The sequence below is a fragment of the Campylobacter concisus genome, from assembly GCF_002092855.1.
GTDB lineage: Bacteria > Campylobacterota > Campylobacteria > Campylobacterales > Campylobacteraceae > Campylobacter_A > Campylobacter_A concisus_AI.
Map to the genome: position 1 here is coordinate 512,703 of NZ_LVLC01000001.1, position 24,599 is coordinate 537,301.

General features: G+C 36.6%; 29 protein-coding genes and 1 tRNA gene. 14 read left to right on the forward strand and 16 right to left on the reverse strand.

Features of this window, described 5'->3' with window-relative positions:
* The first annotated feature begins 67 nt into the window (after positions 1-67).
* Genes mobB through A3223_RS02590 form a run of 5 tightly spaced genes read left to right on the forward strand, consistent with a single transcriptional unit; the run spans position 68 to position 4,550 of the window.
* Positions 68-547 carry a molybdopterin-guanine dinucleotide biosynthesis protein B gene (gene mobB / locus A3223_RS02570; RefSeq protein WP_084108556.1) on the forward strand — a complete coding sequence of 160 codons (480 nt, stop codon included), beginning with the start codon at positions 68-70 and terminating at the stop codon, positions 545-547.
* Positions 547-1,410 (forward strand): class 1 fructose-bisphosphatase, encoded by an 864-nt coding sequence (locus A3223_RS02575; RefSeq protein WP_257639223.1) that lies wholly within the window; start codon positions 547-549, stop codon positions 1,408-1,410. The genes mobB and A3223_RS02575 overlap by 1 nt, the downstream gene beginning before the upstream one ends.
* Positions 1,410-1,628 carry a hypothetical protein gene (locus tag A3223_RS02580; protein WP_021090564.1) on the forward strand — a complete coding sequence of 73 codons (219 nt, stop codon included), beginning with the start codon at positions 1,410-1,412 and terminating at the stop codon, positions 1,626-1,628. The genes A3223_RS02575 and A3223_RS02580 overlap by 1 nt, the downstream gene beginning before the upstream one ends.
* Positions 1,629-1,643: 15 nt before the next feature.
* Complete coding sequence (gene metG / locus A3223_RS02585) at positions 1,644-3,566, forward strand: methionine--tRNA ligase (protein ID WP_084108562.1); 1,923 nt, start codon at positions 1,644-1,646, stop codon at positions 3,564-3,566.
* The gene (locus A3223_RS02590) at positions 3,567-4,550 is read left to right on the forward strand and encodes a ferrochelatase (RefSeq protein WP_084108565.1); all 984 of its coding nucleotides are present in this window, start codon (positions 3,567-3,569) and stop codon (positions 4,548-4,550) included.
* Here A3223_RS02590 and ybeY read toward each other — a convergent pair.
* Entirely contained in the window at positions 4,539-4,985 is a 447-nt protein-coding gene (gene ybeY, locus A3223_RS02595) for an rRNA maturation RNase YbeY (protein ID WP_084108568.1), read from the reverse strand. The two genes, A3223_RS02590 and ybeY, sit on opposite strands and share 12 nt — an antisense overlap.
* 25 nt (positions 4,986-5,010) lie before the next feature.
* Between ybeY and queC the strand changes: the two genes are divergently transcribed.
* Complete coding sequence (gene queC / locus A3223_RS02600; protein WP_257639224.1) at positions 5,011-5,763, forward strand: 7-cyano-7-deazaguanine synthase QueC; 753 nt, start codon at positions 5,011-5,013, stop codon at positions 5,761-5,763.
* Positions 5,764-5,946: 183 nt separating this feature from the next.
* Here queC and mrdA read toward each other — a convergent pair whose 3' ends face one another.
* The 13 genes from mrdA to A3223_RS02665 all read right to left on the reverse strand — a co-directional run bounded on the left by mrdA (position 5,947) and on the right by A3223_RS02665 (position 17,564).
* Positions 5,947-7,785 (reverse strand): penicillin-binding protein 2, encoded by a 1,839-nt coding sequence (gene mrdA, locus A3223_RS02605; RefSeq protein WP_084108574.1) that lies wholly within the window; start codon positions 7,783-7,785, stop codon positions 5,947-5,949.
* Entirely contained in the window at positions 7,782-8,273 is a 492-nt protein-coding gene (locus A3223_RS02610; protein ID WP_084109265.1) for a hypothetical protein, read from the reverse strand. Before A3223_RS02610 ends, mrdA begins: the two co-directional genes overlap by 4 nt.
* Before the next feature lies 1 nt (position 8,274).
* Positions 8,275-8,889, reverse strand: coding sequence for a ribosome biogenesis GTP-binding protein YihA/YsxC (gene yihA, locus A3223_RS02615; protein WP_084108576.1), 615 nt, complete (start codon positions 8,887-8,889; stop codon positions 8,275-8,277).
* Entirely contained in the window at positions 8,886-9,362 is a 477-nt protein-coding gene (gene lptA, locus A3223_RS02620) for a lipopolysaccharide transport periplasmic protein LptA (RefSeq protein ID WP_021090473.1), read from the reverse strand. Before lptA ends, yihA begins: the two co-directional genes overlap by 4 nt.
* A complete protein-coding gene (locus A3223_RS02625) occupies positions 9,335-9,862 on the reverse strand; it encodes an LPS export ABC transporter periplasmic protein LptC (protein ID WP_021090489.1) in 528 nt (175 codons plus the stop codon). The genes lptA and A3223_RS02625 overlap by 28 nt, the downstream gene beginning before the upstream one ends.
* Positions 9,853-10,341, reverse strand: a complete 489-nt coding sequence (locus A3223_RS02630; RefSeq protein WP_084108579.1) for a KdsC family phosphatase — start codon at positions 10,339-10,341, stop codon at positions 9,853-9,855. The genes A3223_RS02625 and A3223_RS02630 overlap by 10 nt, the downstream gene beginning before the upstream one ends.
* Entirely contained in the window at positions 10,338-10,913 is a 576-nt protein-coding gene (gene hisB / locus A3223_RS02635) for an imidazoleglycerol-phosphate dehydratase HisB (protein WP_180378693.1), read from the reverse strand. Before hisB ends, A3223_RS02630 begins: the two co-directional genes overlap by 4 nt.
* 15 nt (positions 10,914-10,928) lie before the next feature.
* Positions 10,929-11,786, reverse strand: a complete 858-nt coding sequence (locus A3223_RS02640; RefSeq protein ID WP_084108584.1) for a septal ring lytic transglycosylase RlpA family protein — start codon at positions 11,784-11,786, stop codon at positions 10,929-10,931.
* A complete protein-coding gene (locus tag A3223_RS02645; protein WP_084108587.1) occupies positions 11,773-12,984 on the reverse strand; it encodes a lytic transglycosylase domain-containing protein in 1,212 nt (403 codons plus the stop codon). Before A3223_RS02645 ends, A3223_RS02640 begins: the two co-directional genes overlap by 14 nt.
* Positions 12,985-13,048: 64 nt before the next feature.
* The gene (locus tag A3223_RS02650) at positions 13,049-13,834 is read right to left on the reverse strand and encodes a TatD family hydrolase (RefSeq protein ID WP_084108590.1); all 786 of its coding nucleotides are present in this window, start codon (positions 13,832-13,834) and stop codon (positions 13,049-13,051) included.
* Positions 13,831-15,087, reverse strand: coding sequence for a GGDEF domain-containing response regulator (locus tag A3223_RS02655; RefSeq protein ID WP_084108593.1), 1,257 nt, complete (start codon positions 15,085-15,087; stop codon positions 13,831-13,833). The genes A3223_RS02650 and A3223_RS02655 overlap by 4 nt, the downstream gene beginning before the upstream one ends.
* Before the next feature lie 88 nt (positions 15,088-15,175).
* Complete coding sequence (locus A3223_RS02660) at positions 15,176-16,696, reverse strand: AAA family ATPase (RefSeq protein ID WP_084108596.1); 1,521 nt, start codon at positions 16,694-16,696, stop codon at positions 15,176-15,178.
* On the reverse strand, positions 16,689-17,564 hold the full coding sequence (locus A3223_RS02665) for an NAD(+) kinase (protein WP_084109267.1): 876 nt from the start codon (positions 17,562-17,564) through the stop codon (positions 16,689-16,691). The genes A3223_RS02660 and A3223_RS02665 overlap by 8 nt, the downstream gene beginning before the upstream one ends.
* 92 nt (positions 17,565-17,656) lie before the next feature.
* Here A3223_RS02665 and aspS point away from each other — a divergent pair, with 92 nt between their 5' ends.
* The 6 genes from aspS (at position 17,657) to A3223_RS02695 (ending at position 21,971) form a co-directional block, all read left to right on the forward strand.
* Positions 17,657-19,414, forward strand: coding sequence for an aspartate--tRNA ligase (aspS, locus tag A3223_RS02670; RefSeq protein ID WP_084108600.1), 1,758 nt, complete (start codon positions 17,657-17,659; stop codon positions 19,412-19,414).
* Between the two features lie 187 nt (positions 19,415-19,601).
* Positions 19,602-20,171, forward strand: coding sequence for an adenylate kinase (locus A3223_RS02675; protein WP_084108603.1), 570 nt, complete (start codon positions 19,602-19,604; stop codon positions 20,169-20,171).
* A gap of 137 nt (positions 20,172-20,308) precedes the next feature.
* Entirely contained in the window at positions 20,309-20,773 is a 465-nt protein-coding gene (locus A3223_RS02680; RefSeq protein ID WP_084108606.1) for a hypothetical protein, read from the forward strand.
* Between the two features lie 71 nt (positions 20,774-20,844).
* A complete protein-coding gene (locus tag A3223_RS02685; protein WP_084108609.1) occupies positions 20,845-21,180 on the forward strand; it encodes a NirD/YgiW/YdeI family stress tolerance protein in 336 nt (111 codons plus the stop codon).
* Positions 21,181-21,251: 71 nt separating this feature from the next.
* Complete coding sequence (gene ppa / locus A3223_RS02690; protein WP_084108612.1) at positions 21,252-21,770, forward strand: inorganic diphosphatase; 519 nt, start codon at positions 21,252-21,254, stop codon at positions 21,768-21,770.
* 124 nt (positions 21,771-21,894) lie between these two features.
* Positions 21,895-21,971, forward strand: a tRNA-Ile gene (locus A3223_RS02695).
* Between the two features lie 111 nt (positions 21,972-22,082).
* On the opposite strand, the gene A3223_RS02700 is transcribed toward A3223_RS02695, so the two are convergent.
* A complete protein-coding gene (locus A3223_RS02700) occupies positions 22,083-22,742 on the reverse strand; it encodes a M48 family metallopeptidase (protein WP_084108615.1) in 660 nt (219 codons plus the stop codon).
* Complete coding sequence (locus A3223_RS02705; RefSeq protein WP_257639251.1) at positions 22,732-23,298, reverse strand: hypothetical protein; 567 nt, start codon at positions 23,296-23,298, stop codon at positions 22,732-22,734. The genes A3223_RS02700 and A3223_RS02705 overlap by 11 nt, the downstream gene beginning before the upstream one ends.
* Here A3223_RS02705 and A3223_RS02710 point away from each other — a divergent pair.
* Entirely contained in the window at positions 23,234-23,428 is a 195-nt protein-coding gene (locus A3223_RS02710) for a type II toxin-antitoxin system RelE/ParE family toxin (protein WP_084108617.1), read from the forward strand. The two genes, A3223_RS02705 and A3223_RS02710, sit on opposite strands and share 65 nt — an antisense overlap.
* Positions 23,415-23,687 (forward strand): helix-turn-helix domain-containing protein, encoded by a 273-nt coding sequence (locus A3223_RS02715; RefSeq protein WP_084108620.1) that lies wholly within the window; start codon positions 23,415-23,417, stop codon positions 23,685-23,687. Before A3223_RS02710 ends, A3223_RS02715 begins: the two co-directional genes overlap by 14 nt.
* The last annotated feature ends 912 nt before the right edge of the window (positions 23,688-24,599 follow it).

The window sequence follows — 24,599 nt, forward strand, 5'->3', positions numbered from 1 at the left end:
TTTCACTCATAAATTTTAAAGCCAACATAAGCTATAATCGCAAGAAATTTTAATAAAAAAGGCTCTTATGAAAAGACTTGCTATCGCTTTTTCTGGTCCTTCAAATAGCGGAAAAACGACCCTTATTTTAAAAGTTGCAAAGAAATTTATAGAAGATGGTTTAAAGGTTGCGATAGTAAAACACGACCCTGGCGATAAGGCAAGATTTGATGTCGAAGGCAAAGATAGTTTTAAATTTTCACAAACTGGGGCCGACGTTGTTGTGATGAGTCCAACTAGAACAACTTATTTTTCACAAAATTCACAAGAAATTAGCGATGTTATTAAAATGCTCGGCGAGTTTGACATGCTCTTGGTTGAAGGACTAAAGACGCTTCCACTGCCAAGACTAAGCGTTTTTAAAGGCGAGATCGACGAATCTTATCTTAGCTTTTCAGACGCGATCGCAACATATAAAAAACAAATTCCTTACGAGATAAAAAATATAAATTTAGACGATATAGACGCTATTTGTGCGTGGATAATCAAAAATGCAAAGGCTGTATAATGCAAGAATTAAATCAAATTTTTAACACTATAAAAGAGATCGCAAAAGAGATAAGCGAAGTGATAAAATACGCCGATCTTGGCTACACAACTCACGAAAACGCAACAGGCGACACACAGTTAAAGCTTGATGTCAAAAGCGACGAGATCATCACGGCTAAATTTAAGCAGCTTTCATGCGTAAAAGCACTAATTAGCGAAGAGAAAGAGGACGAGCTTGAGATAAATAAAAATGCTAAATTTATAATCGCTTACGATCCACTTGATGGCTCAAGCCTAGTTGATGTAAATTTTGCCGTTGGCTCGATCTTTGGTATCTACGAAAACGAAGTAAAACCAGAAAATTTAATAGCCGCAGCTTACAGCATCTATGGTCCAAGGCTTGAGCTTGTAATTGCTGAGAAAAAGGGCGCTTTGCCTAAATTTTATAGACTTGGCAAAGATGGCGAGTTTAAATTTGTAAAAGAGCTTGAGCTAAAAGAAAAAGGCAAGCTAAATGCCACGGGAGCCACGCAAAAGGGCTGGAGCCAAACGCATAGAAATTTCATAAATGAGCTATTCAACCAAGGCCACAGACTAAGATACTCAGGTGCGATGGTGAGCGATTTGCATCAAATTTTGCTAAAAGGTGGCGGTCTTTTTAGCTATCCAGCAACGAGCGATCATCCAAATGGCAAACTAAGAGTAGTCTTTGAAGTGTTGCCCTTTGCCTTTATATATGAAAACGCAAAGGGCGCAACGACAGACGGCAAAAACCGAACGCTTTTTGATATAAAAATAGAAAAAATTCACCAAACAACGCCATGCTTTTTTGGCTCACGTGATGAAATTTCACTTTTACATAAATTTTACGAGCAAAAATAATGCAAGAAACACAAGCAAGCGAGTCACTTGACGCATTTGAACTAGCCTTAAAGCAAAAAGCAAAAATTTTGCAAGAGTGCCAAAGCCAAAAAGGGCAAAAAAGCTGTTTTAACTGCGAAGTATTTTTTGACTGCGAGACAAGAAAAGAGTACGTGAATAGCTGCTATAACTCGATGTCAAAAGGCAATACTGGCAGCGATGGCGGATTTGATTTTTAAAATTAAAGGAAAAATATGAAAGAAAAAGCTTATATAACGACCCCAATATATTATGTAAATGACGTGCCACACATTGGCCATGCATATACAACCATTATCGCTGATACACTTGCTAGATTTAACCGCTTGCAAGGCAAAGAGACCTATTTTATGACGGGCACAGACGAGCATGGACAAAAGATCGAGCAGGCAGCTCGTGCTAGAGGCAAGACTCCAAAAGAGTACGCCGACGAGATCAGTGCGAAATTTAGATCACTTTGGGATGAATTTGAGATAAGCTACGATCATTTTATAAGAACGACCGACGAAGAGCACAAGCAAACCGTACAAAATGTATTTGAAAAGATGCAAGAAAATGGCGATATTTACAAAGGCGAATACGAAGGCTTTTACTGCGTTAGCTGCGAAACTTTTTTTAATCAAAGAGACCTGCTAGAAGACAATCACTGTCCAGACTGTGGCCGCGTGACGTCTTTAGTCAAAGAAGAGAGCTACTTTTTCAAGCTTTCAAAATATGAAGACGCGCTTTTAAAATGGTACGAAAATGACGAGCTTTGCGTCATCCCAAAAGGTAAGAAAAACGAGGTCGTAAGCTTTGTAAAAGGTGGACTAAAAGATCTTTCGGTAACGAGAACGAGCTTTGACTGGGGCATAAAGCTACCAAAAAGCGCAAACGATGAAAAGCACGTTATGTACGTATGGCTTGATGCACTCATAAACTACTTAACAACACTAGGATATTCAAGAGATGACGCTAGAATGAATCTTTGGCCATACACTACTCACATCGTTGGCAAAGATATTTTACGCTTTCACGCGGTCTATTGGCCGGCATTTTTGATGAGTCTTGGCTTACCACTACCAAAACACGTAGCAGCTCACGGCTGGTGGACGATAAATGGTGAAAAAATGAGCAAAAGCAAGGGCAATGTCATAAACCCAAGAGAGGTTGCAAACGCTTATGGACTTGAAAATTTCAGATACTTTTTGCTTAGAGAGGTGCCGTTTGGACAAGATGGCGATTACAGCCAAAAGGCTTTGATCGAGCGTATAAACTCAGAACTTGGCAACGGACTTGGCAACCTGCTAAGCCGCATTGTTGGCATGAGCGCAAAGTATAGCGACTATAAAATTGGTTCAAAAGACGTGATCAAATTTCACAAAGCTGAACTTGACGAGGCAAAGGGCTATCTTAATGAAGCTATAAAAAATTTAGAAAATTTAGCAACAAACCGCTATTTAGAGGATCTTTGGAAGGTCGTAACCCTAGCAAACGCAGCCATTGCGAAGTATGAGCCATGGTCACTCGTAAAAGCTGGCAAAATTGACGAGGCAAATGCACTTGTGGCACTTTGCGCGAATTTGCTTGCAAAAGTGGCGACGCTACTTAGTCCAGCTATGCCAAAAACTTGTGAAAAGATAGCTGACACACTTGGTTTTAGCATAGATACGGCTTCTTATGAAAGTCTTGTCTTAAAAAATGAAATTTCAAATTTTGTGGCAAAAGCTACCGAGCCACTTTTCCCAAGGATAGAAAAAGAGCTAATGGGCGAGGCAAATGAGCCAAAGGTTGAGGCAAAAGCTGAGCCAAAAGAGGATAAAAAAGAGGACGAAATTATTAGCATTGATGACTTTGCCAAGGTAGTGATAAAAGTAGGCGAAGTGCTCGAGTGCGAGAGGGTTGAAGGTAGCGAGAAGCTGCTTAAATTTAAGATAGATCTTGGTGAAGATGAGCCACGTCAAATTCTTTCTGGTATCGCCAAATACTACGAGCCTAGCTCGCTTGTGGGCAAACAAGTTTGCGTTTTAGCAAATTTAAAAGAGCGAACGATGATGAAAAAATATGTCTCTCAAGGCATGATCCTAAGCGCATCAGACGGCTCGCTAACGCTTCTTGGTACGCAAGGCAAAGTTAAAAACGGCGCGATCGTTGGCTAAATGACAATAGAAAATTTAACTCGTCTAATAAATGCCGAGGCTCTAAACGCACCGACGATAACTAGCGTAAGCGAGTTTGTTTTCGAGCTAAAGTATGTAAGACGTGGCTTTGCGTATATTTGCTTAAACGCAAACGATAGTGACATAGAAACAGCGATTAAACAAGGTGCATATGCCATAATTAGCGAAGATAATGTGCCAATTATCGACAAAGAGATCGCCTTTTTAAAAGTTAGTAGCTTGCAAACTACCATGATAAAGCTCATGAGATTTGAGGCTACTCACAAAGATCTAAAATTTTGCGCCGTAAATCCTTTTATAAATGACTTTTTAGAAAAATCAAAGCTTGGCTCTAACGCACACGTCATGTCAAAAAATATTACTGAGCTTTTTAATCAAATTTTTCACGCAAAAGTCTTTGATATCTTTTTCGGCAATGATACAAGAACACTTCAGCGAATATCGCCTCTTTTTGAGACCATTTACACAGATACAACTATGCACGAGATAAATCCAAGCTCGATCTTTTTTACAAACACAGTCTTTAAGCAAACATACTATCAAAACTTAAACATACCACGAGTTTTTGCTGGGATGTTTTATGGGCTTTTAAAATTTCTTGATAGTAATAAAATTTCATTTAAACCTTACGAAGGTAGGATTCACGGGCATTTTGACCCGATTTTTATAGATAAAAATTTTATTCCTACTAGTTTTGGAAATAGCTTTAGAGCCATAATTACTGAAAGTGATGAAGATTTATTCATAAGCCAAAGTATATTTTTAAATAAAAAATTTAGCCCTGATGAGATAAAAATTTGTTTGCCAGAAGGCTCTCTGTTAAAAGTACAAAACGCAATCTACTTTCAAAATTTAAGTGAGATAAAAAAGCTTAAAAATTTTATCTATATATTGATTTTATGCCGAAAAGAGGAGCTTTTAGAAGAGCTTCACAAAATATCTGAAGAAAATCTACTCTTTTAAATTTTTATTATTTATAAGATCAATTAGCCTAACATCCTCGCTTCTTACGATTAGACTTTTAGGCAGCTCAAATTTCTTGATAACCTCGCACTCTTTTTCTCTCATTTCGCCATCATCTTTTTCATGATCAAATCCCAAGATATGAAGTAATCCATGTGTAAAAAGTAGTGCGGTTTCGGCCTCTTCACTATGATTTAGCTCAGCAGCTTTCTCTTTTACCATATCTTTGTTTATAACGATTGAACCAAGTGGGGCATGAATGACAAGCTCAAGTGGAAAACTTAAAACATCTGTCGTTTTATCAATGCCTCGCTCAGTTTTATTTAGTTCTCTCATTTCTTCTTTATCAACAAAGACTAGCTCGATTTCTCCTAGTGTCAAATATTCGCAAATTTCATCTAAAATTTTTGGATAGCTCTCTTCGCAAAGTATCATTTTAGGCTCTTTCCTTAGTAACTTTTTGTATAATTCTAGCAAAAATAAAAGGCAAAATATGAAAAAAGCAGTTTGTATAATGAGTGGCGGTATGGATAGCACGCTTTGTGCTGTAATGGCAAAAAGGGCTGGATATGATATCGTAGCGCTTCATTTTGACTATGGCCAAAGAACGATGAAACGTGAAAAACGTGCATTTAACGAAATTTGCGAAAGACTAGGCATTACAAAAAAGATGAGTTTAGATGTTAGTTTTATTGCCCAAATAGGCGGGAATTCTTTAACTGATGAAAGCTTGCAAATAAGAAAAGATGGAGTGGAAAAAGATGTGCCAAATACCTATGTGCCTTTTCGAAATGGTATTTTTATCTCGGTTGCTGCCGCCCTTGCGGAAAAAGAAAATGCACAAGCTATCTATATCGGTGTCGTAGAAGAAGATAGTTCAGGCTATCCTGACTGCAAAGAAAGCTTCATAAAAAGCATAAACGAGGCTATAAATTTAGGCACATCGCCTAGTTTTTCATGTGAGATAATTACTCCACTTGTAAATTTAAGCAAGGCTGACATCGTAGCAAAGTCGCTTGAGCTTGGCTCGCCACTAGAGCTTACTTGGAGCTGTTACGAAAGCGATGACGAGGCATGCGGACTTTGTGATAGTTGTAGGCTAAGGCTAAATGGCTTTAAAAAGGCAAACGCTACTGATAAAATCGCATATAAAAATCAAAAATTTTCCTTATGGGCCTCTAAAAGTGGCAAATTATTAAGCAAGAGCATTTAACGAATTTAAAGATATATCAACGCTTAGACTCTTGCTAGCTACTAAAAACATAAATTCTCAGTCAAACTTACCAAAATTTAATAAAGAGGATTAAAAAGTAGTTAATAAATTTAGCTAAAAACGTACCAAGCACAAGGTAAAAATTTCTAAGTGAGTGGTCACTACCACGACTTTTTAGTGATCTTATTTTTTCTTATCGTATTGTTTCTTATTTTGATCGCTTTGGATTTTTTCTAAATTTATATATCCCATTTCAACGAGTTTATTATAAATTTGAGCGATTTTTGGCCCAGCCGCACTTCCACCATGGCCACCATGCTCGATAACCATTGTAATGACATATTGCGGATCTTCATAAGGCGCATATGTAGTCATCCACGCATGAGATCTTTGTAAATACGCCATATCCTCTTCTTTCATACGTTTCTTTTCAGTTTGAGAAATTCCAACGACCTGGGCAGTACCGGTCTTTGCAGCAACTTTAACTAAGCTTCCAATAAAATGCCTATTTGCCGTGCCTCTTGGGTGATTTGCCACTTCATACATTGCATGCCTAATAGCTGGTAACTGTGATTTCTCAAACGGCGTAAAAGCATCATCTGTTGGTGTAAAATCAACATCCTTGTCATCAATGCTCTTTAAAAAATGTGGAGTCACATTTAGCCCAGTTGCAAGGCCTGCTGTATATTTTGCCACTTGCATAGGCGTGACTAAGAAATTTCCCTGGCCGATAGAAGTGATGAGGGTCTCACCTTGAAACCACGCTTTGCCATACTTTCTCATCTTCCACTCTCTGCTTGGCAAAGTCCCCACAAACTCATTTGGCAAATCAACCTCGGTTTTTCTACCAAATCCCATACGCTCAAGTATCGGCACGATAGCGTCAATCCCTATCTTTTGACTACCTTTATAAAAATAATCATCACAGCTCTCTCTAATTGCCGTATTCATATTAACATTTCCATGTCCGTGAGAGTTCCAGCAGCGGAATTTACGCCCTCCAAGCTCATACGAGCCACTACAAAAAAAGCTATCGTATTTGCTCATGCCATTATCCAAAAACGCAAGTGCCATACCCATTTTTACGACAGATCCTGGCGGATAAAGGCCGTTTATTAGCTTATTTGTAAAAGGATGATCGACATTTTTTACAAGCTCTTCCCATTCAGGCTGAGAAATTCCAAGCACAAATGGGTTTAGATCGTACTCTGGAAAGCTACCAGCAGCTATGATAGCACCGTCTTTTAGACTCATAACTATGACGCTTCCTGCATCCTTACCAAAGACATCAGAGACAAACTGCTGAAGCTCAAGATCGACGGCGAGCTTTATGTTTTGACTTTGTGGCGCTTGATAGCTTATCTGCTCTATCTCTTCATTTAAGGCATTTACCTTTATCTTTTTAAATCCCTGAATTCCTTGTAAGATCGGATTATAAAACCTCTCCACACCACTTCTTCCAATGTAGTTTGTAAGCTTTGTCAAAGGATCATTGTCCATATCTTTTTGATTTGCCCTACCGACGTAGCCGATAATGTGAGAAGCCAGATCGTTATACGGATAGTGGCGTTTTGAAGCGGGCCTTATCTCTAAATTTTCACGCAAAGAAAGTGATGCAAAAAATGGCAAAAATTTATCATAATCAATAAATTCGACCACATTTATAAAATCTTGGTTATAAGCTGAGTCATTTTTTATGTATTCATTTTTAAGCTTTGTAACATTTAGATCACTAAATAGTGAGCCAATGTAAGCTAGCTCATCATCTAAAATTTTTACCTTTTTATTAGCACTTAAATGAGGTCTAATGGATACTGAAAAGCCAAGACGATTAACAGCCATTGGCTTATCATGTGCGTCAAAGATGATACCCCTAACTGGCGGAGTATAAATAGTTTTTATCGCGTTTTGTTCTGCAATTTCGTTGTAGTAAGTATTTGAGTTTATGCTTAGATGATAAATTCGTCCCAAAAGTATAATCCAAAAAAGAGCGATTACACTAAAGACGATGCGCATCCTCATAGCACTTTATCCCTAAAAAGAACGATAGCAAGGATACTTTCAAATGCTATAAAAAATAGATATTCAGTCGAAAATGCTAAATTTTGCTCATTTAAAACGTAAGCAAATAGATTATTTACAAGAAATGTTAAAGCGTATCCAGCTGCTACAAAGATGATAAGTAGGCAGTTTCGCCACTTCATCGTGGTATAGAGCCAGTCTAAAATAAAATTATAAAAAAGTAAAAAAGCAATAATCGTTGAAAAAAGATGAAATCCATGAATTTGCTCAGCAAATATTATAAAAATTATCGCAAAGTACCAATTGTGCTTAAACTCGTCGTATTGCTTTTGTTTTCTTGAATACTCCAAAATCATATAAGTAAAAAAAATACCAATGAGTGGTGGCAAAAAGCCAAATTGCGTAGTTGCGATCTCATATGAGAATAAAAAAACAGCCCACCAAAATTCTTTAAAAATTTTAATATCTAAGCTGCTTATGGTTTGCATTTTATCTACCAAGAGCGTTATTTATGATAGCTTCTCTAGCCTTTTCGATACCGCTTTTATTAAGAGTTGAGACCAAGATGCCGCTTGGGTCAAATTTCATTACCGCACTCTTTTGGCTTTGATTTAGCTTATCGCTTTTTGTATATAAATTTAAAATTTTCTGATCAGCTCTTAAAAAGCTTTTTAGATAAGCATCCACATTTACGTCTATGTCTAAATCAAAATGTCTAGCATCAATTAGGTGTATAAAAAGTCTAATGTCGCTTCTAAATTTCAAAAACTCATCTAAATTTTTACGCCATTCATCATGCTTTGACTTTGCCACTTTTGCATAGCCAAAGCCTGGCAAATCAACAAAAATGAGCTTAAATTTATCTTTTTCTTCCTGCTCATCTTTTTGCTCACAAAACTCGGCCTCAAAAAAATTTATAAGCTGAGTTTTGCCAGGAGTCGATGAGCTTTTGGCTAGATTTTTTTGATTTACAAGTGTATTTATGAGGCTGCTTTTACCAACATTTGATCTACCCAAAAAGACAACTTCGCTTGTTACGAAGCTTGGAGCCTCTTTTATACTTGGACTTGATGTGATAAATTTAGCACCTAGTGGCCTTATCACTTATCTTTTTCCTCTACCTGAAAGATAAACTTAACAGGCTTTTTTTCATCACTATTTACACTATATGTGCCATCTTTTTGGTTGACAACGATCTTTTCACCATAAACATTCTTATCAGTTTCTACCTCATGCAAATAGCCATTTCCACTAACAGTATAGACCTGTTTTGCTGGCTCGTATGTAAGAGTATTGCCTTTGCCGTCGTAGTGCTTATCTTTTATAAAAATTTTAGCTCTAGCATTGCCAGTGGCCACATATTTTATAGGCTGGCGTTTTTTGTCAAAATAGACAACCACCTTATCTGCCTTAAGCTCATCAAATGAACCCTTTTTGATATTTACATTACCTATGAATTCACTAGTTTGCTTATTCTCATCTGCAAAAAAATCATTTGATGTGATTTCAACTTGCTCTGCATTTAAAAATGTAAAACCCAATATCACCGCTAAAATCGCTGATTTTCTTCTACCCATGCCCTTAGCCCTTTTACCTGCGTTTGTTTTTTAGCAAGATCATAGCTTCCACTCTCGCCCAGTGCCTTATCATTATTTCTTATGAGCGTGAAATTTGCTTCAGATCTTACTATTTTTGTTTTTGTTCCATATATCACTTCGTCACTTATAAATCTCAAACTATCGTTGTTTTCATAGTTCGCATTCTTTTGAAAGATGATTTCATCATTTTGTGAGATTGCTTTGTCTGAGCTTAGAAAATGTTTTAAATTTCCTCTTAAAATTTTTGCTTTAAAACTCAAAAATTCATCTTTATCATTGTATCTATTTAGCTCATCAGCCTCGTAGACTCCGCTTATTTTCGTGGAATTTATCTCATAATCTATCACGTCATTTATCTGCATATTTGATATCTTTGTGTCGATCTTTAAAACATTTGCAAGGTATGGATCTTGAGCCGCCAAAAATATCATCACGACACTAAAAATGGCCACGACGAAGTAAAAAATTTTTACAACCAACGCTTCGACCACTCGTCATATAAATTTTCTGATTTTATAATAAGCTCGATCATCTCTCTAACCGCGCCATTGCCACCTTTGTGCTTTAGCTTTGTCTTTACATCAAGCTCTTTTATCGCATCTTTTGGCTTAAAGCTCCAAGAAACTGCATTTAAAATTTTATAGTCATTGTAGTCATCACCGATAGCTGCTGCGTTTTTAAAGCTAAGCCCTTCAAATTTTAATATCTCACTCGCCACTTCAAATTTATCGCTAACACCTTGATAGACGTGATTTATCTTTAGATCTTCAGCCCTTCGCTCAACGATGGCTGACTTTCTGCCTGTAATGATAGCTACTTTTTTACCAAGCTTTAGCCAGCTTTCTATCGCGTAGCCATCTTTTACATCAAAAAATTTAAGCTCTTCGCCGTTTGCATTGTAGATGATCTTGCCATCAGTGAGGCAACCATCAACATCTAAAAATATAATCTCTATCATAAAACACCTTTTGTACTTGGTGTGCCGATCCTTGCATTTTTAGCAAGCGCTCTGCGAAGTGCTACAGCAAATGATTTAAAAGTTGCTTCTATGATATGGTGAGTGTTTTTGCCACGAATTTGATTTAGATGAAGAGTGATACCAGAATTTACAGCAACTGCCCTAAAAAATTCCTCCACAAGCTCAGTGTCAAACTCCCCTACTTTGGCATTTTCATTAAAATTTTCATAGACAAGGTAGGCTCTATTGCTAAGATCTAGCGCACAAAAAACAGCAGCTTCGTCCATAACGACGCTTGCCTCACCAAATCTCTCAACGCCACTTAAAGGATACAAGGCCTCTTTTAAAAGCTGACCCAAAACTATGCCGACATCCTCAACGCTGTGATGAAAATCCACATGCGTGTCGCCCTTGCATGAAATTTCAAGATCAAGCAAAGAATGCTTTGTAAAAGCTTCAAGCATATGGTCAAAAAAGCCAATGCCAGTATCTATCTTTGCAACACCAGAGCCATAAATTTTAAGCTTCATAGAAATTTGCGTCTCTTTTGTGTTTCTAGTTAGTTCTAAAATTTCTTCTCTCACGCCCTAACCTCTTACTATAAATGCACCTTGGAATTTACCACTTCTTGCATAATCCCTAGCCTCGTCCTCACTTCTAAAGCCATTTAAAAATACTCTATAAATGGTCGAGCCATCTATAGTAAATGTCCTGACTACCGACTTGTAACCATCTATGCTTTGATGCTCTCTTTGATATCTATTTGCGCCCTCAAGGTTTTTAAATGAGCCAATTTGTACCATAAAATCTCCACCCACGACTCGTTGCTCTGACGAAATAATAATGCCTCCAGTTGGAGCTGTCGGAGAGACTGGATTTGGCACTTTTATGCCAGTGCTTGTCGGTTTTGCTTGAGCGTTAATGCTTGCAATAGCATTTATATCTTCATTAAAGCCTATGACTTCCATACTAACTGGAGCTGTGCCTGTACCGATAATATCAAGTTTAGTTGCAGCCGCCTTTGAAAGATCTAAAACTCTATCAGCCACAAAAGGTCCACGATCATTTACACGAACAATGACGCTTTTTTGATTTCTTAAATTTGTTACTTTAAGGATCGTATTCATCGGCAAAGTTTTGTGTGCTGCGGTCATGTTGTACATATTATAAATTTCGCCGTTTGAGGTTGTTTTACCATGAAAATTTGGACCATACCAGCTTGCTGTGCCACTTGCCCTATCACCCACGCTTACAACGGTTGGGTAGTATGTTTTGCCATTTATCGTGTAAGGTCTCATTGTTGCTTTTTGGATAGAAGCTGAATTGTTGCCCCTTACATTAGTTGGGCCACTTGGTGTAAATGGTGCCCCGCTCCAAGAGCAACCAGTAACTAGAAGCGTAAAACTTAGTCCTATATAAAATTTTAGGCTCTTATGGTATGACAATATTTGCTCCAACATTTAAATTTGAACTAGCAAAAGAATTTGCATCTTTTAAATCTTTTTCACTCACATTAAATTTTTTAGATAAAGAAGCTATCGTGTCACCAGTTTGGACTATATAGTTCTGAGATTTATTTTGTGCGGAAAATGGAATAATTAGTTTTTGATTATAGCTTACGGCATTTGTGCTAAGCTCGTTGTAGTCCTTGATCGCTCTATGGCTAACACCTGTTTTTTTAGAGATAGAAAGTAATGTTTCGCCTTTTTTTACAACGTAGGTATAAAAATTATTTTTGCCATTAAATGGCTTGAAATTTTCTGCAAAAAGCTGTTTTTTGTTTTCAGGGATATAAACATAATAATCTTTTAGAGTTGGCGGAGTAAATACAAATTTTAAATGCGGGTTGTTATTTTTCATCTTTTTTGTACTAAGACCGATACTATCGCCTATTTGAGCTAAATTTGTACCGCCAGGCACTTTTACTTTTACAAGCTTTAGTCCTCCGTTTATGTTTAACAAAGATGAATCTTTAGACATCAAGAAGTCTGCGTCTTTTGCGGTATATGCTGCTCTTAAAATTTTAATAACAAAATTTCTAGTTTCGGCTGGAAGGTATTTTTTCTCTGCGTCAAGAAGCGTTACAAGGTCATCTGTACCAGCTTTTTGTATAGCTCTTTTTAAGGCTCCATCGCCACAGTTATAGGCCATAGCTGCTAGATACCACTTGCCAAATTGATTTTTAAGCGACTTTAGATAATTTGTTGCTGCAATAGTAGACTCTACTGGATCTTTTCTCTCATCGACATACTGTCCTACCTTTAGACCATGCAGTCTAGCCGTTTGCTCCATAAACTGCCACATGCCAGTAGCTTTTGCGTTTGAGACTGTGTGATTTGAAAAGCCTGATTCTATCATAGCTAGATAAAAGAATGACTCAGGTACGCCGGATTTTTTGATCTGCTCTTTTACCATCGGTATATACATATAACCATTTTTTAGAGCTTCTGTAAATGTTTCAAGTTGTGATTGTTTGATACCTTGTCTCATCTTTGCATAGTGAGAAGTCTTCATAAAGCTAGCGTCAATATCCAGCTCTTTTAAAATTTTTACCTGAGTATCGTATGAGCTCTTTTCAGGTGTATTTGCTAGTAGCAAGGTACTACATGCAAACATTAAAAATATTTTAAGCATTGCTTTCATTTCTATCCTTTTTCGTGTCAAAACTTAAGATGCTAGCATCTTAAACAAGCGCAATGCCCAAAATTTAAGCAAAGCACTTAAACAACCTTTTGGCATTATTTGAAGTTTTTTCACAAACAACTTCAAACTCAAGGTTTAAAATTTCAGCTATCTTTTTAGCAACAAATGTCGTAAACGCTGGCTCATTTCTCTTGCCACGATTCGGTTCTGGCGTGAGATAAGGAGCGTCAGTTTCAATAACTATCCTATCAAATGGGATTTTTGGCAAAATTTCGACTAAATTTTTAGCATTTTTAAATGTTAAAACACCGCCTATGCCAAAGTAAAAATTCCCAAATTTACAAAGCTCTAAAAGGAGTGGCGAAGCATTATAACAGTGCAAAATCGCTCCAGCTTCAAGCTTTGGTGCATACTCTTTTAAGATATTAAAAGAGTCCTCATTAGCCTCCCTAATGTGAAGAATAACGGGTTTTTTTAACTCAACAGCCAAATCAAGTTGAGCTAAAAAAATACGTTTTTGATCCTCTTTTTCTTTTATTTTTTCATTTTCATCTTTCGGTAAGCGAAAGTAGTCTAGACCGCATTCACCAATCGCCACACACTTTTCATCTTTAGCAAAATTTCTTAAAATTTCAATATCAAAACTCTCTTTATCATATGGATGAACTCCGGTGGCAAAGAAAATGTCAGAATTTTCATGCGCTATTTTAGCCGCTTTTGGTAAATCATTGATATCAGCTCCCGGGATAATAAAGCCTTTTAGCCCTAAATTTCTAGCTTCATCTAAAATTTTATCAAGGTCAGGATCATAAACTTTACTATCCAAATGACAATGTGTATCTATAATCATAAAGCTATTTCTACTCTGTTTCTACCATTTTCTTTTGCGGTGTAAAGCGCTGAATCGCAAGCCTCAAGCATATCGTCTATCTCGCAATACCCATTGCCAAAAGATACGCCTATTGATATAGTAACTTTTACTTTTTCCTTTTTTATAGTTACTTTATTTTCAGCTACTTTGGCTCGCAAATTTACAAAAAATTTAACAGCTTCTTCTTTATTTATCTTTTTAAGGACAACGCAAAATTCTTCGCCACCAAATCTAGCAACGATATCGCTTCCTTTTGTATTGTCATTTAAAATTTTTGCGATTGATTTTAGTACCTTATCTCCGCCATCATGGCCATATTTATCATTTATTTTCTTAAAATAATCAACATCAATCATTGCAAAAGCGTAAGGCTCATTAGTCTCTTCAGCTACTTGAACATACTCTTCTACGTCAGAATAAAAAAATCTTCTATTATAAACTCCTGTTAAGAAGTCGCGATTTGCAAAATTTGCTATCTTGTTTATATTTTCCATCGCTTCGATCGTATTATTAACACGGCATATTAGCTCTTCTTTTGAAAATGGTTTTGCTATAAAATCGCTCGCACCATTTTTTAAAAATATTGATGCGTCAGTCTTTTCGCTAGGAGATGTCATAACGATTACGCCAAGACTATTTTTATCTTTTTCTTTTCTAACCTCCTTTAAAACTTCAAGGCCATCTTTTACTGGCATTCTATAATCAGTTATTATAAGATTTATATCAGGATTATCTGCAAAATAACTCATTGCCTCTTCGCCATGAGCCGCAGCCAAAACTTTAAACTGAAGGCTAGTTAATATCTTTTTTATCATATTTCTAAAAGGGAGCGAGTCTTCGACAACCAAAACCTTGTATTGTCTATTTTTGCTCAGTCTATTTATCATTTGAAAGATATAGTTGATATCGTCCATATTCCCTTTATAAACATAATCAACAATATCTTTATTTATAAAATTTTGCCTTGTTTCATCATCAATGCTACCTGTTAAAACAATAGCTGAAAGTCCTTTGGAAAGTGCATAATCAACGATCTCTCCATTTGGAGCATCTGGCAAATTTAAATCCAAAATAGTCATAAAATAATCTTTGTCATGCTCATTAATTAGCATTTGAGCCTCGGCAAAACTATATGCGACATCAATTGCCATCTCATCAATAGTCTTTTCCATTTGCATAACAATCAGCTTTGCTAACGCCTTATTATCATCAACTACAAGGATTCTTTCCATATTATTCCTACAAAAATTTTTATCAAATTAGTGGCAATTTTATCAAATAAATTTATTTATAAAGCTTAAATTAATAATTTAAATTAAGCTACTTTAAAAGCCCTTTCGCAAAATTTATTGCCTCTTCACTTATGTGCTCACCACTTATCATACGTGCTAATTCGCTCACTCGTTCATCTTTATCAAGCTCTCTTACGACCGAGTTTTCCTCGTGACGCTCTACCAAAAAGTGAGAATTTGCCTTTGAGCTAAGCTGCGGCTGATGTGAAATGGCAAAAATTTGATAAAAATTTGCAAGCTTAAGCAAAACATTTGCGATACTCATCGCCTCTTTTCCGCTTAAATTTGCATCTATTTCATCAAGTATGATGACATCACCGCCCGTTTTTGTGATCTCACTAGAGGCAGCTATAAAGGCCAGTCTTAGACGGTTTAGCTCACCTGAACTTAAATTTTTAAGCGAAGTCTCATTTAAATTTAGACAAATTTCATCAACTCCCAAGATATCAAGCTTTTTGCCCTCGATCCTTAGCGTGATATCTGGCATATAAAGCTCTTTTAGGTATAAATTTATCATCGCCTCAAGCTCTTTTAAATTTACGCCCCTTGCCTTGCTTAAAGTGCTGGCTAGCGCATTTGCCTTTTTGCTTAAAATTTCAAATTTCTTCTCAAGCTCGCTCTTTTCAAAGCTTAAATTTTCATATCTGGCAAGCTCTTTTTCCTTTTTATCAAGCGCTTCTAATGCCTCTTCCTCGCTGCCGTATCGCCTAATGATGGCATTAAGAGCTTCTATTCTATCAAGCACGCTCTCTACGTCGATATCGTCAAGCTCCTCCATATTTAGGCTATCTCTTGCGACCCTAAGCTCATTCATCGCATCTTCAAAAAAGCCATTGTCAAGGTCACTGATACTTAGAGCCTCATTTACGCTGTGCTCTAGCTCAAATATCCGCTCAGCTCTAGCCCACGCCTCATTTATCTTATCCTTTTTACTAAGCCTTTTTTTAGTCTCCATAAGCTCTTCAAACTCGCCTTTTTTAGGCCCCACGCTTCTTATCTTCTCGATCTCAAAGCTAGCAAGCTCCTTTAGCTCCTCAACCTTTTTCTCTTCCTCTTTTATAGTGGCTAGCTCTTTTGAAATTTTAGAAAATTCCAAAAACGCTTCTTCAAATTCCTGCTTTATCTCTTTAAATTTCTCATTTTTCGAAATTTCCAGCCTATCAAGCAAATTTAGGAATTTCTCATTTTCAAATTCATTTGCCTCTTTTGCTGAGAGGTATTTGATGTGCTCGCGCGCCACTTGGGCTAAATTTTTCTTTGAGATGGCTTGCTGATTTATAAAATATCTCGTGCTTTTATCTTTTAAAAGCTTGAAAATATTGACCTCTTCATTTTCTATGCCAAACTCGTCAAGCTCAAATTTATGCTCCACGTCAGCTTCTATCAGCCTTGCCTCGCTGTCTTTTAGCCCAAAAACAGCCATTATAGCGCTCATTAGCACAGACTTGCCAGCGCCGCTAACGCCCGTAAATACGCTAAGTCCTTCTTTGAAATTTAGCTCGACATTTTTAAAATTTAGATAATCCTTAATCAAAATTCGATCAATCATTATAACCCCAGTGAAGTTTCTCTTTTAAAATTTGAAAATAATCCCTACCAATATGACGTATCAGTCTAGCTTTTTTGTTGCTAAGGCTCATGCTGACGGCTGAAATTTTACTCATATCAAACCTATCTTGACCATCAAGTACCAAAATCGCATCGCTTTTTGTTTTAAATTTAACCGTGTGATTTTTGGTAAGCACGACTGGACGTTGCGTGAGTGAGTGCGAGCAGATGGGAGTTAGCGCAAAGACCTCGCTTAGCGGATATATGATAGGGCCATTTGCGCTCATATTATATGCCGTAGTTCCTGCTGGTGTTGCCACTATGACGCCGTCTCCGTAATATGAGTTAAAATACTTTTCATTTAAAAGTGCCTCGATATGCGTCATCGAGCCGCCATTTTTACTAACGATGACCGCGTCATTAAAAGCTATCTTTTGCTCAGTTTTGCCATCATTTTTATGAAGCGTCACATCAAGCATAAAAGGCGTTTCTATCTCAAATTTATCATCAAAAAAGTCTTTAAAAAACTTCTCACTCTCATTTATCGTGATATCTGTCAAAAAGCCGAGCCTGCCAGCGTGTATGCCTAGTATTAGCGGCGAGATGTAAGCTAGCTTTCTACAAGTTGAGATGATCGTGCCATCGCCACCAAGCGTGATAAGAAATTCGCACTCTTTGGCCAGTTTTATCAGCTCAAAGCCACTTTTTTCTACCTGTTTTGCACAGTTTTTTTCAAGCAAAATTTCTGCGTTATACTTTTTTAAAATTTTTTCTAATTTTTCTAAATCTTGCCTAAATAATGGATAATCTTTAGCAATAAGTCCTACTTTTTTTGTGCAAAAAGTATTAAATTTTTGTTCATTTTTCATGTAAATGATTGTAACATATTTTATTTTAACAAAGCTTTTCAAAAGAAAAAAGCGATTATAATTGCCTAAAAAACATTGCAAAGGAGCATTTTATGCGAAGTCATTATTGCACCGATCTTAGCAAAGCTGATATCGGCAAAGAAGTAATACTTTGTGGCTGGGCAAACACATATAGAGACCACGGCGGTGTTGTTTTCATCGACTTAAGAGACGTTAGTGGGCTTATACAACTAGTTTGCGATCCGGCTGATAGCAAAGAAGCACATGATATTGCTGCAAAAGTAAGAGATGAATATGTCTTAAAAGCAAAAGGAAAAGTAAGAGCTAGAGGCGAAGGACTAACCAACCTAAAGCTAAAAACTGGCGAGATAGAGGTGATAGTAAGCGAGCTCATCATCGAAAATCCAAGCGAGCCGCTACCATTTATGATAGGCGATGAGAGCGTAAATGAGGACATTAGGCTAAAATACCGCTTTTTAGACCTTAGAAGCGAGCGTTTGCAAAATATCTTTAAAATGCGTTCCCGCGCAGCGATCGCAGCTAGAAACAGCCTAGATAAAATGGGCTTTATCGAGTTTGAAACTCCAGTTTTAACACGCGCAACCCCAGAAGGAGCGAGAGACTACCTAGTGCCAAGCCGTGTATATCCGGGTCAATTTTATGCGCTCCCACAAAGCCCACAGCTATTTAAGCAGCTTTTGATGTGCTCGGGCTTTGATAAATATTTCCAAATCGCAAAATGCTTCCGCGACGAAGATTTAAGGGCTGATCGCCAACCAGAATTTACTCAAATAGATATCGAAATGAGCTTTGTCGAACAAGAAGATATCATAAATATGGCTGAAACGATGCTAAAAGATATATTTAAAGCCTGCGGATACGATATCAAAACGCCATTTAGACGTATGAGCTACAAAGAGGCGACTGAGACTTATGGCTCAGATAAGCCTGATCTTAGATACGATCTAAAAATGATCGATGTGATCGATATTTTTGAACGCTCAAGCAATGAAATTTTTAGCTCTATCGCAAAAGATAAGAAGAAAAATCGTATCAAAGCGCTAAAAGTGCCAAATGGCGACAACATCTTTAGCAAGCGCGAGATGAATAGATTTGAGGAATTTGTACGTAAATTTGGCGCGCAAGGTCTTGGCTACTTCCAGATGAAAGAAGATGGTTTAAAAGGCCCACTTTGCAAATTTTTCGAGCAAAGCGATCTTGACGAGATCGTCTCAAGATGTGAACTAAAAGTTGGCGACGTTGTATTCTTTGGTGCTGGCAAGAAAAAGATCGTGCTTGATTATATGGGAAGATTTAGAATTTTTCTAGCTGAGCAAATGGGCATCATCGACCAAGACAAGCTTGAGTTTTTATGGGTGCTTGACTTCCCAATGTTTGAGCAAAATGACGATGGAAGCTACTCTGCGATGCACCATCCATTTACTATGCCAAAAAATATAGACGAGCCTGATCTTGAGGATATCCTTTCTATCGCTCACGACGTCGTACTAAACGGCTTTGAGCTTGGCGGCGGAAGTATAAGAATTCACAAAAACGACATCCAACAAAAGGTCTTTAAACTTCTTGGCATAGATGAAGCGGAGCAGCGTGAGAAATTTGGCTTCTTGCTTGATGCCTTGACATTTGGCGCGCCTCCACATGGTGGTATCGCGATCGGCTTTGACAGGCTAAATATGCTCGTAAATAAAGCAGGCTCGATCCGTGACGTCATAGCATTCCCTAAAACACAACGTGCTCAGTGCCCACTAACAAAGGCACCAAGCCACGCTAGCAATGAACAGCTTAGGGAGCTAGGACTAAGGATAAGAGAAAAAGAGCAAAAGAATTAAAATTTTTGCAATAAATTTAGACTTTTAGATGTCTAAATTTGAGTTATTTTATTTAAAGATTAAATTTTTGAGATGATTTTGGATGTTGTACAGAAAATTTCATCCCAAAGCTAGACATATAGTCTGCTACAGGGTGAAATTTTCAAACTCATTCAAAGGTGCTCAAAAAATATAAAAAAGGGAAAGAATGAAAAATTTATTTTTAATCATTGGCGCTCCAGGTAGCGGAAAAACGACAGACGCATCGATCATCGCACAGCAAGATGAGAAATTTGCTCACTTTTCAACTGGCGACCTTTTAAGAGCTGAAGTCGCAAGTGGTAGCGAGCTTGGCAAACTAATAGACGGCTTTATCTCAAAAGGAAATTTGGTCCCACTTGACGTCGTCGTAAATGCGATCGTCTCAGCTATCAAAAGCTCAAATAAATCAAATATCATAATAGATGGCTACCCAAGAAGCGTTGAACAAATGACAGAGCTTGACAAGGTATTAAGCGAGCAAAAAGAAATTTCTCTAAAAGGCGTCATCGAAGTAGATGTTAGCGAAGATGTGGCAAGAGCAAGAGTGCTTGGCCGTGCAAGAGGCGCTGACGATAATAACGAAGTCTTTAACAACCGCATGAAAGTATATCTTGATCCGATCAAACCTATCCGCAAATTTTATAGCGAAAAAGAGCTACTTCACGTAGTAAATGGCGAGCGTAGCATTGACGAGATCGTGGCTGATATCAAAAATTTACTAGCTAAACTTTTATAAATTTACAGACCTTGCATAAAAATGTGCAAGGTCCCAAATAAATATCATTCAAATATACTTATTTTTAATTTTATTTTAAATGTAACTTCCCTACAATTCTAAACCTATTTTTAACAGACCTAAACAAAGATAAAATTATGCATAAATTTAAATTTACAATACTACTTGCGATCATAGCCATTTTTACTTTTACAGGATGTGCAAAAAAGTATATAGAAATGGTTGAAAAGGATACCACATATAAGTACAGCAGTGCTAAAGCGGTTTGTGGCGAAACTGAACTTGATAAAAAGCTAGAAGGACACATAAATACATTTTTAAAAAAGAAAAACCAATACGGTGACGACCTAATCATAAAATGCGATATACAAATAACAAAAAATGGAGTTAGGATCCTTAGGCACTTAACCCTAGGTATAGGTGGTGCAGGTAAATCTGAAACTCTCGCAGTCATAAATTTAGTTGATCAAAATGGTAAAGAGGTAGCCAAATTTAACGTTACTGTCGAGATTAGATATGGCTTTCTTGGTGGTAGCGCAGATAGAGCGCTACCGATTACCGCTAAAAACATCTATAAGATTGTTACAAAAGATTTTATGTAAAAACTTACCTTTTATTAATATCATAAATGTACTATCCCTTAAAATTTCACAACCAATTTTAAAGGATAAAAATGAAAAAGATCATAATCGCTGCAATATCTGTTAGCATTGCGATGGCTGGAGGCTTCACATCAAAGCACTCAAGTGAAACGATAAGTGCAAAAGAGGCATTAAAGTTAAATGATGACGCAAAGGTCGTGCTTGAGGGCAAAATAAAGTCACACATCAAATCAGATAAGTATGAATTTGTTGATAAAAATGGAGATGTCATCGTTGTTGAGATTGACGACAAAAAATGGGGTGACATAAAAGCCAACGAAGATACGCCTTTAAGGATAAGAGGCGAAGTGGATAAAGACTTCGCAAAAACAGAAATCGACGTAGATAGAGTAGAAATCATAAGGTAGTTAAAAATTTACACGCATTTAATGCAAAAAATACTAAAATCACGAAAAATTCTAACGTAAAGGACAAATATATGGACGTTTCAAAGATCAAATTTGGCTCAAACCCAGACAAAATCAATGCTGTAATAGAAATACCTTATGGCTCAAATATCAAATACGAGATCGATAAAGATAGCGGTGCAGTCGTAGTTGATCGCGTGCTTTACTCAGCGATGTTCTACCCAGCAAACTACGGCTTTGTGCCAAACACACTTGCAGCTGACGGCGATCCAGCTGATATTTTGGTGCTAAACGAGTATCCACTCCAAGCTGGTTGCGTTATCCCTTGCCGTTTGATAGGCGTTTTAGTGATGGAGGATGAAGCAGGTATGGATGAGAAGCTTTTGGCTGTGCCAGTTACAAAGATCGATCCAAGATATGAGGCGATAAAAAGCTACGAAGATTTGCCAACTGCGACACTAAATAAGATCAAAAATTTCTTTGAAACTTATAAAATTCTTGAGCCAAACAAATGGGTTAAGGTGAAAGAATTTAAAGATGCAAATGCTGCAAAAGAGATTTTAGACGCTGCGATAAAAAATTATAAATAATTTATAAGCCCTATTTTAGGGCTTTTTCTTTTTAAATTTATTCGTTTTACACTCCACATAAAAAAGACTATTTTTTATATTTAGATAAGCTTTTTCTTGTATAATACGATTTTCTTTCAACTGCGGGTTCATAGCTCAGTTGGTTAGAGCATCCGGCTCATAACCGGATGGTCCCAGGTTCGAGTCCTGGTGAACCCACCAGCTACTTTATCAACATTAAAAAATTAAAAATTTTTCATCACTTTTCCTTAGATTTTAAAATACTTTTAAAATACAAAAATGTTTAATAGTCCAAAATTTAAGCCAAATTTTCTAAACTCTCTCTAAAATTTCCTTGCGTTTTTGCCAGTCAGGCATATAAAGCGTTAGATAGTCATAAAATTTCTTTGAGTGATTTGGATACAGCAGGTGAGTAAGCTCGTGAAATACGACATACTCGATGCATGCTTTTGGCTTTTTGATGAGCTCTATGTTTAAATTTATATATGATTTATAAGGATTGCAACTCCCCCATCTCGTCTTCATCTGCCTTATTTTTACGCTTTTGATATCTTGTTTTACTATCTTGTTAAATTCTTGCAAGATATTAAAAAAATATAACGTCGCCTTTTCATGATACCACTCATAGACTAAATTTTCTTTTCGCTCTAGGTTGCTTTTATCTTTCACAAAGAGCTCAAGATAGCCCCTTTGAAGCTTTACGTGCTCCTCTTTAGACTGCACCACTTTAAGCCGGTAGCTTCGCCCAAGATATTTAAAGTCCTCGCCACTTACATACTCTTTTTGGCTCGTCTTAAATGCTGCAAAAAAAGCGCGCTTTTGCGCTATCCATTTAGCTCTTTTTTTTATGATAAATTTTATATGCTCATCGCTTGCCGACTTTGGCGCGGTTAGGATAGCTTCGCCATTTGGTCTAACTTTTAAGGTGATATTTTTCACCTCTTTTTTGATGATTTTCACCTCATTTGACATAAAAGCTTATCCCTATTCCACGGATAGTTTGGTAAATTTTCTCCTTCTCATCGATAGAAACGTCATATTCGTCCTCTATCTCCCAAAGAGCGTCTTCCATAGCGCTTGTTATCTCATTTTCTACGTCTTTATTTTTGTGCCATTCTGGTTTTTTTGAGGCCTCTTCGTAAATTTCATAAAATTTCATGCTCAAATTTTTAGCGACCGTTTCAACATCCATAAGCTCCACATCTGCCAAAATGTCAAGCAAATTATCATAAATGGCAAATAAAATTTTCTTACCATTAAATTCTTTTGGATACCTGTCTTCATTTGGCTTTAAAGCACCAGTTATAAGGTCTTTTAGCAGTTTTGCTTTGGCAAGTTTTTCTTCCTCACTTAGCCTTTTTGCTTTATACTCGTCGATGATATCTTGTATCTGCTGCGCTATTGATTTATAAAAGGCTGGATTTGAGTCCATTTTCTCTTTTACCACCGCGCTTACGGCGCTAATGATCGTAAATGACGGACTATTTGAGATACGTATAAAGTCGGATGAAGGTATAGCTAAAAGCATATATTGTTATGAAATCGGCAAAAGGATAATAATCCTGCTAACTTTTGTCAAAAAAACGCAAAAAACGCCAAAAAGCATACTAAATTTGGCGGAACAAAGATTAAGGGAGTTTAAAGATGAGAACCGTTAATTTTAGAGAAGTTTTAAAAGAAGAGCTAAAAAATCCGGAATTTAAAGCGCAATACGATGCGTTAGAGGACGAATATAAAGCCATAGAAGCTTTAATAGACGCCAGAAGCGAAGCCGGGCTAACTCAAAGCGAGGTAGCTAAAAGGATGGGCATAACCCAATCAGCCGTAGCTAGGATAGAAAGCGGAGCGTATAATATCAAGTATAAAACATTCTTTAACTACATAAAAGCTTGCGGTAAAAGAGTGGCGATAGTTTGAGTGAGATTAATTATCTAGCAAATACTCAAGTCAATACAGAAGAAAATATTAAGCTTTGTTGATTATCAAATCGGGGCTTTTTTGCAAATACGACTGTTAGTAATTTGGAAAAAATAAGATCGTTATGGTATAAATATATTTTTAACACGATAAAATCGAGATTTTTAATACGTCTACAAAAATAAATACGGCTATATTATAACGATGCTTGTTTTATTAAATAATCTTAATCCCACACAAAAATACTCTTCTTTTTGATTTTTATTTCTTGCTCAAAAAACAATCTCTACTTTAATCTTTATTTATGCTATATAAAAACCAACAAAATCTCAATTTTAAAATTTGTGCTAAAATACCAAATAAAAAAACAAAAGTAAATTTCCATATAAACCAAAATTTACTTTAACTTAATAAAAAATAACAGTTTCTAATTCCATCGTACAGTTTTAGAACTTAATATCATTTATCAAAACATCAAGAATAAATAACCTCTACATAGGACAATATGTTAATACTTACTTAGCAAACTCAAATGAGTTTGCTGTAAGGTCTTGGCAGACGGCCGATATTTTTCTTTGTCTAGGCAAAAGAAAAATATAAAAACTTAGACGAAACTTTATCGCTCGAAAATGATTTTTCATCGGCAAAATGTCTAAGTTTTCATATAAAAAGCCCTTAATGAATATAATTAAGGACTTTTTATATACGGTCGGCGTGTTTGAGTCATGCACGGGCCATATAACAGTAAAATACGGCTTGATAAAATTAGTTTTTTGACTCGACTCTATAATATAAATTTCCTTCTCGGTCTTACGTCAGGCCGCAAATTATATTTATGATTTTTCAAGATTTAACCTACATATGCGGCAAGTTATGTGCGATCTAATTCTAGCCTTATACTATTTTTTTTAT

Coding starts and splice junctions, on each gene's coding strand:
- mobB (WP_084108556.1), top strand. CDS start 68: ATGAAAAGACTTGCTATCGCTTTTTCTGGTCCTTCAAATAGCGGAAAA.
- A3223_RS02575 (WP_257639223.1), top strand. CDS start 547: ATGCAAGAATTAAATCAAATTTTTAACACTATAAAAGAGATCGCAAAA.
- A3223_RS02580 (WP_021090564.1), top strand. CDS start 1,410: ATGCAAGAAACACAAGCAAGCGAGTCACTTGACGCATTTGAACTAGCC.
- metG (WP_084108562.1), top strand. CDS start 1,644: ATGAAAGAAAAAGCTTATATAACGACCCCAATATATTATGTAAATGAC.
- A3223_RS02590 (WP_084108565.1), top strand. CDS start 3,567: ATGACAATAGAAAATTTAACTCGTCTAATAAATGCCGAGGCTCTAAAC.
- ybeY (WP_084108568.1), bottom strand. CDS start 4,985: ATGATACTTTGCGAAGAGAGCTATCCAAAAATTTTAGATGAAATTTGC.
- mrdA (WP_084108574.1), bottom strand. CDS start 7,785: ATGAGGATGCGCATCGTCTTTAGTGTAATCGCTCTTTTTTGGATTATA.
- A3223_RS02610 (WP_084109265.1), bottom strand. CDS start 8,273: ATGCAAACCATAAGCAGCTTAGATATTAAAATTTTTAAAGAATTTTGG.
- lptA (WP_021090473.1), bottom strand. CDS start 9,362: ATGGGTAGAAGAAAATCAGCGATTTTAGCGGTGATATTGGGTTTTACA.
- A3223_RS02630 (WP_084108579.1), bottom strand. CDS start 10,341: ATGATAGAGATTATATTTTTAGATGTTGATGGTTGCCTCACTGATGGC.
- A3223_RS02645 (WP_084108587.1), bottom strand. CDS start 12,984: ATGAAAGCAATGCTTAAAATATTTTTAATGTTTGCATGTAGTACCTTG.
- A3223_RS02650 (WP_084108590.1), bottom strand. CDS start 13,834: ATGATTATAGATACACATTGTCATTTGGATAGTAAAGTTTATGATCCT.
- A3223_RS02655 (WP_084108593.1), bottom strand. CDS start 15,087: ATGGAAAGAATCCTTGTAGTTGATGATAATAAGGCGTTAGCAAAGCTG.
- A3223_RS02660 (WP_084108596.1), bottom strand. CDS start 16,696: ATGATTGATCGAATTTTGATTAAGGATTATCTAAATTTTAAAAATGTC.
- A3223_RS02665 (WP_084109267.1), bottom strand. CDS start 17,564: ATGAAAAATGAACAAAAATTTAATACTTTTTGCACAAAAAAAGTAGGA.
- aspS (WP_084108600.1), top strand. CDS start 17,657: ATGCGAAGTCATTATTGCACCGATCTTAGCAAAGCTGATATCGGCAAA.
- A3223_RS02675 (WP_084108603.1), top strand. CDS start 19,602: ATGAAAAATTTATTTTTAATCATTGGCGCTCCAGGTAGCGGAAAAACG.
- A3223_RS02680 (WP_084108606.1), top strand. CDS start 20,309: ATGCATAAATTTAAATTTACAATACTACTTGCGATCATAGCCATTTTT.
- A3223_RS02685 (WP_084108609.1), top strand. CDS start 20,845: ATGAAAAAGATCATAATCGCTGCAATATCTGTTAGCATTGCGATGGCT.
- ppa (WP_084108612.1), top strand. CDS start 21,252: ATGGACGTTTCAAAGATCAAATTTGGCTCAAACCCAGACAAAATCAAT.
- A3223_RS02700 (WP_084108615.1), bottom strand. CDS start 22,742: ATGTCAAATGAGGTGAAAATCATCAAAAAAGAGGTGAAAAATATCACC.
- A3223_RS02710 (WP_084108617.1), top strand. CDS start 23,234: ATGATCGTAAATGACGGACTATTTGAGATACGTATAAAGTCGGATGAA.
- A3223_RS02705 (WP_257639251.1), bottom strand. CDS start 23,298: ATGCTTTTAGCTATACCTTCATCCGACTTTATACGTATCTCAAATAGT.
- A3223_RS02715 (WP_084108620.1), top strand. CDS start 23,415: ATGAGAACCGTTAATTTTAGAGAAGTTTTAAAAGAAGAGCTAAAAAAT.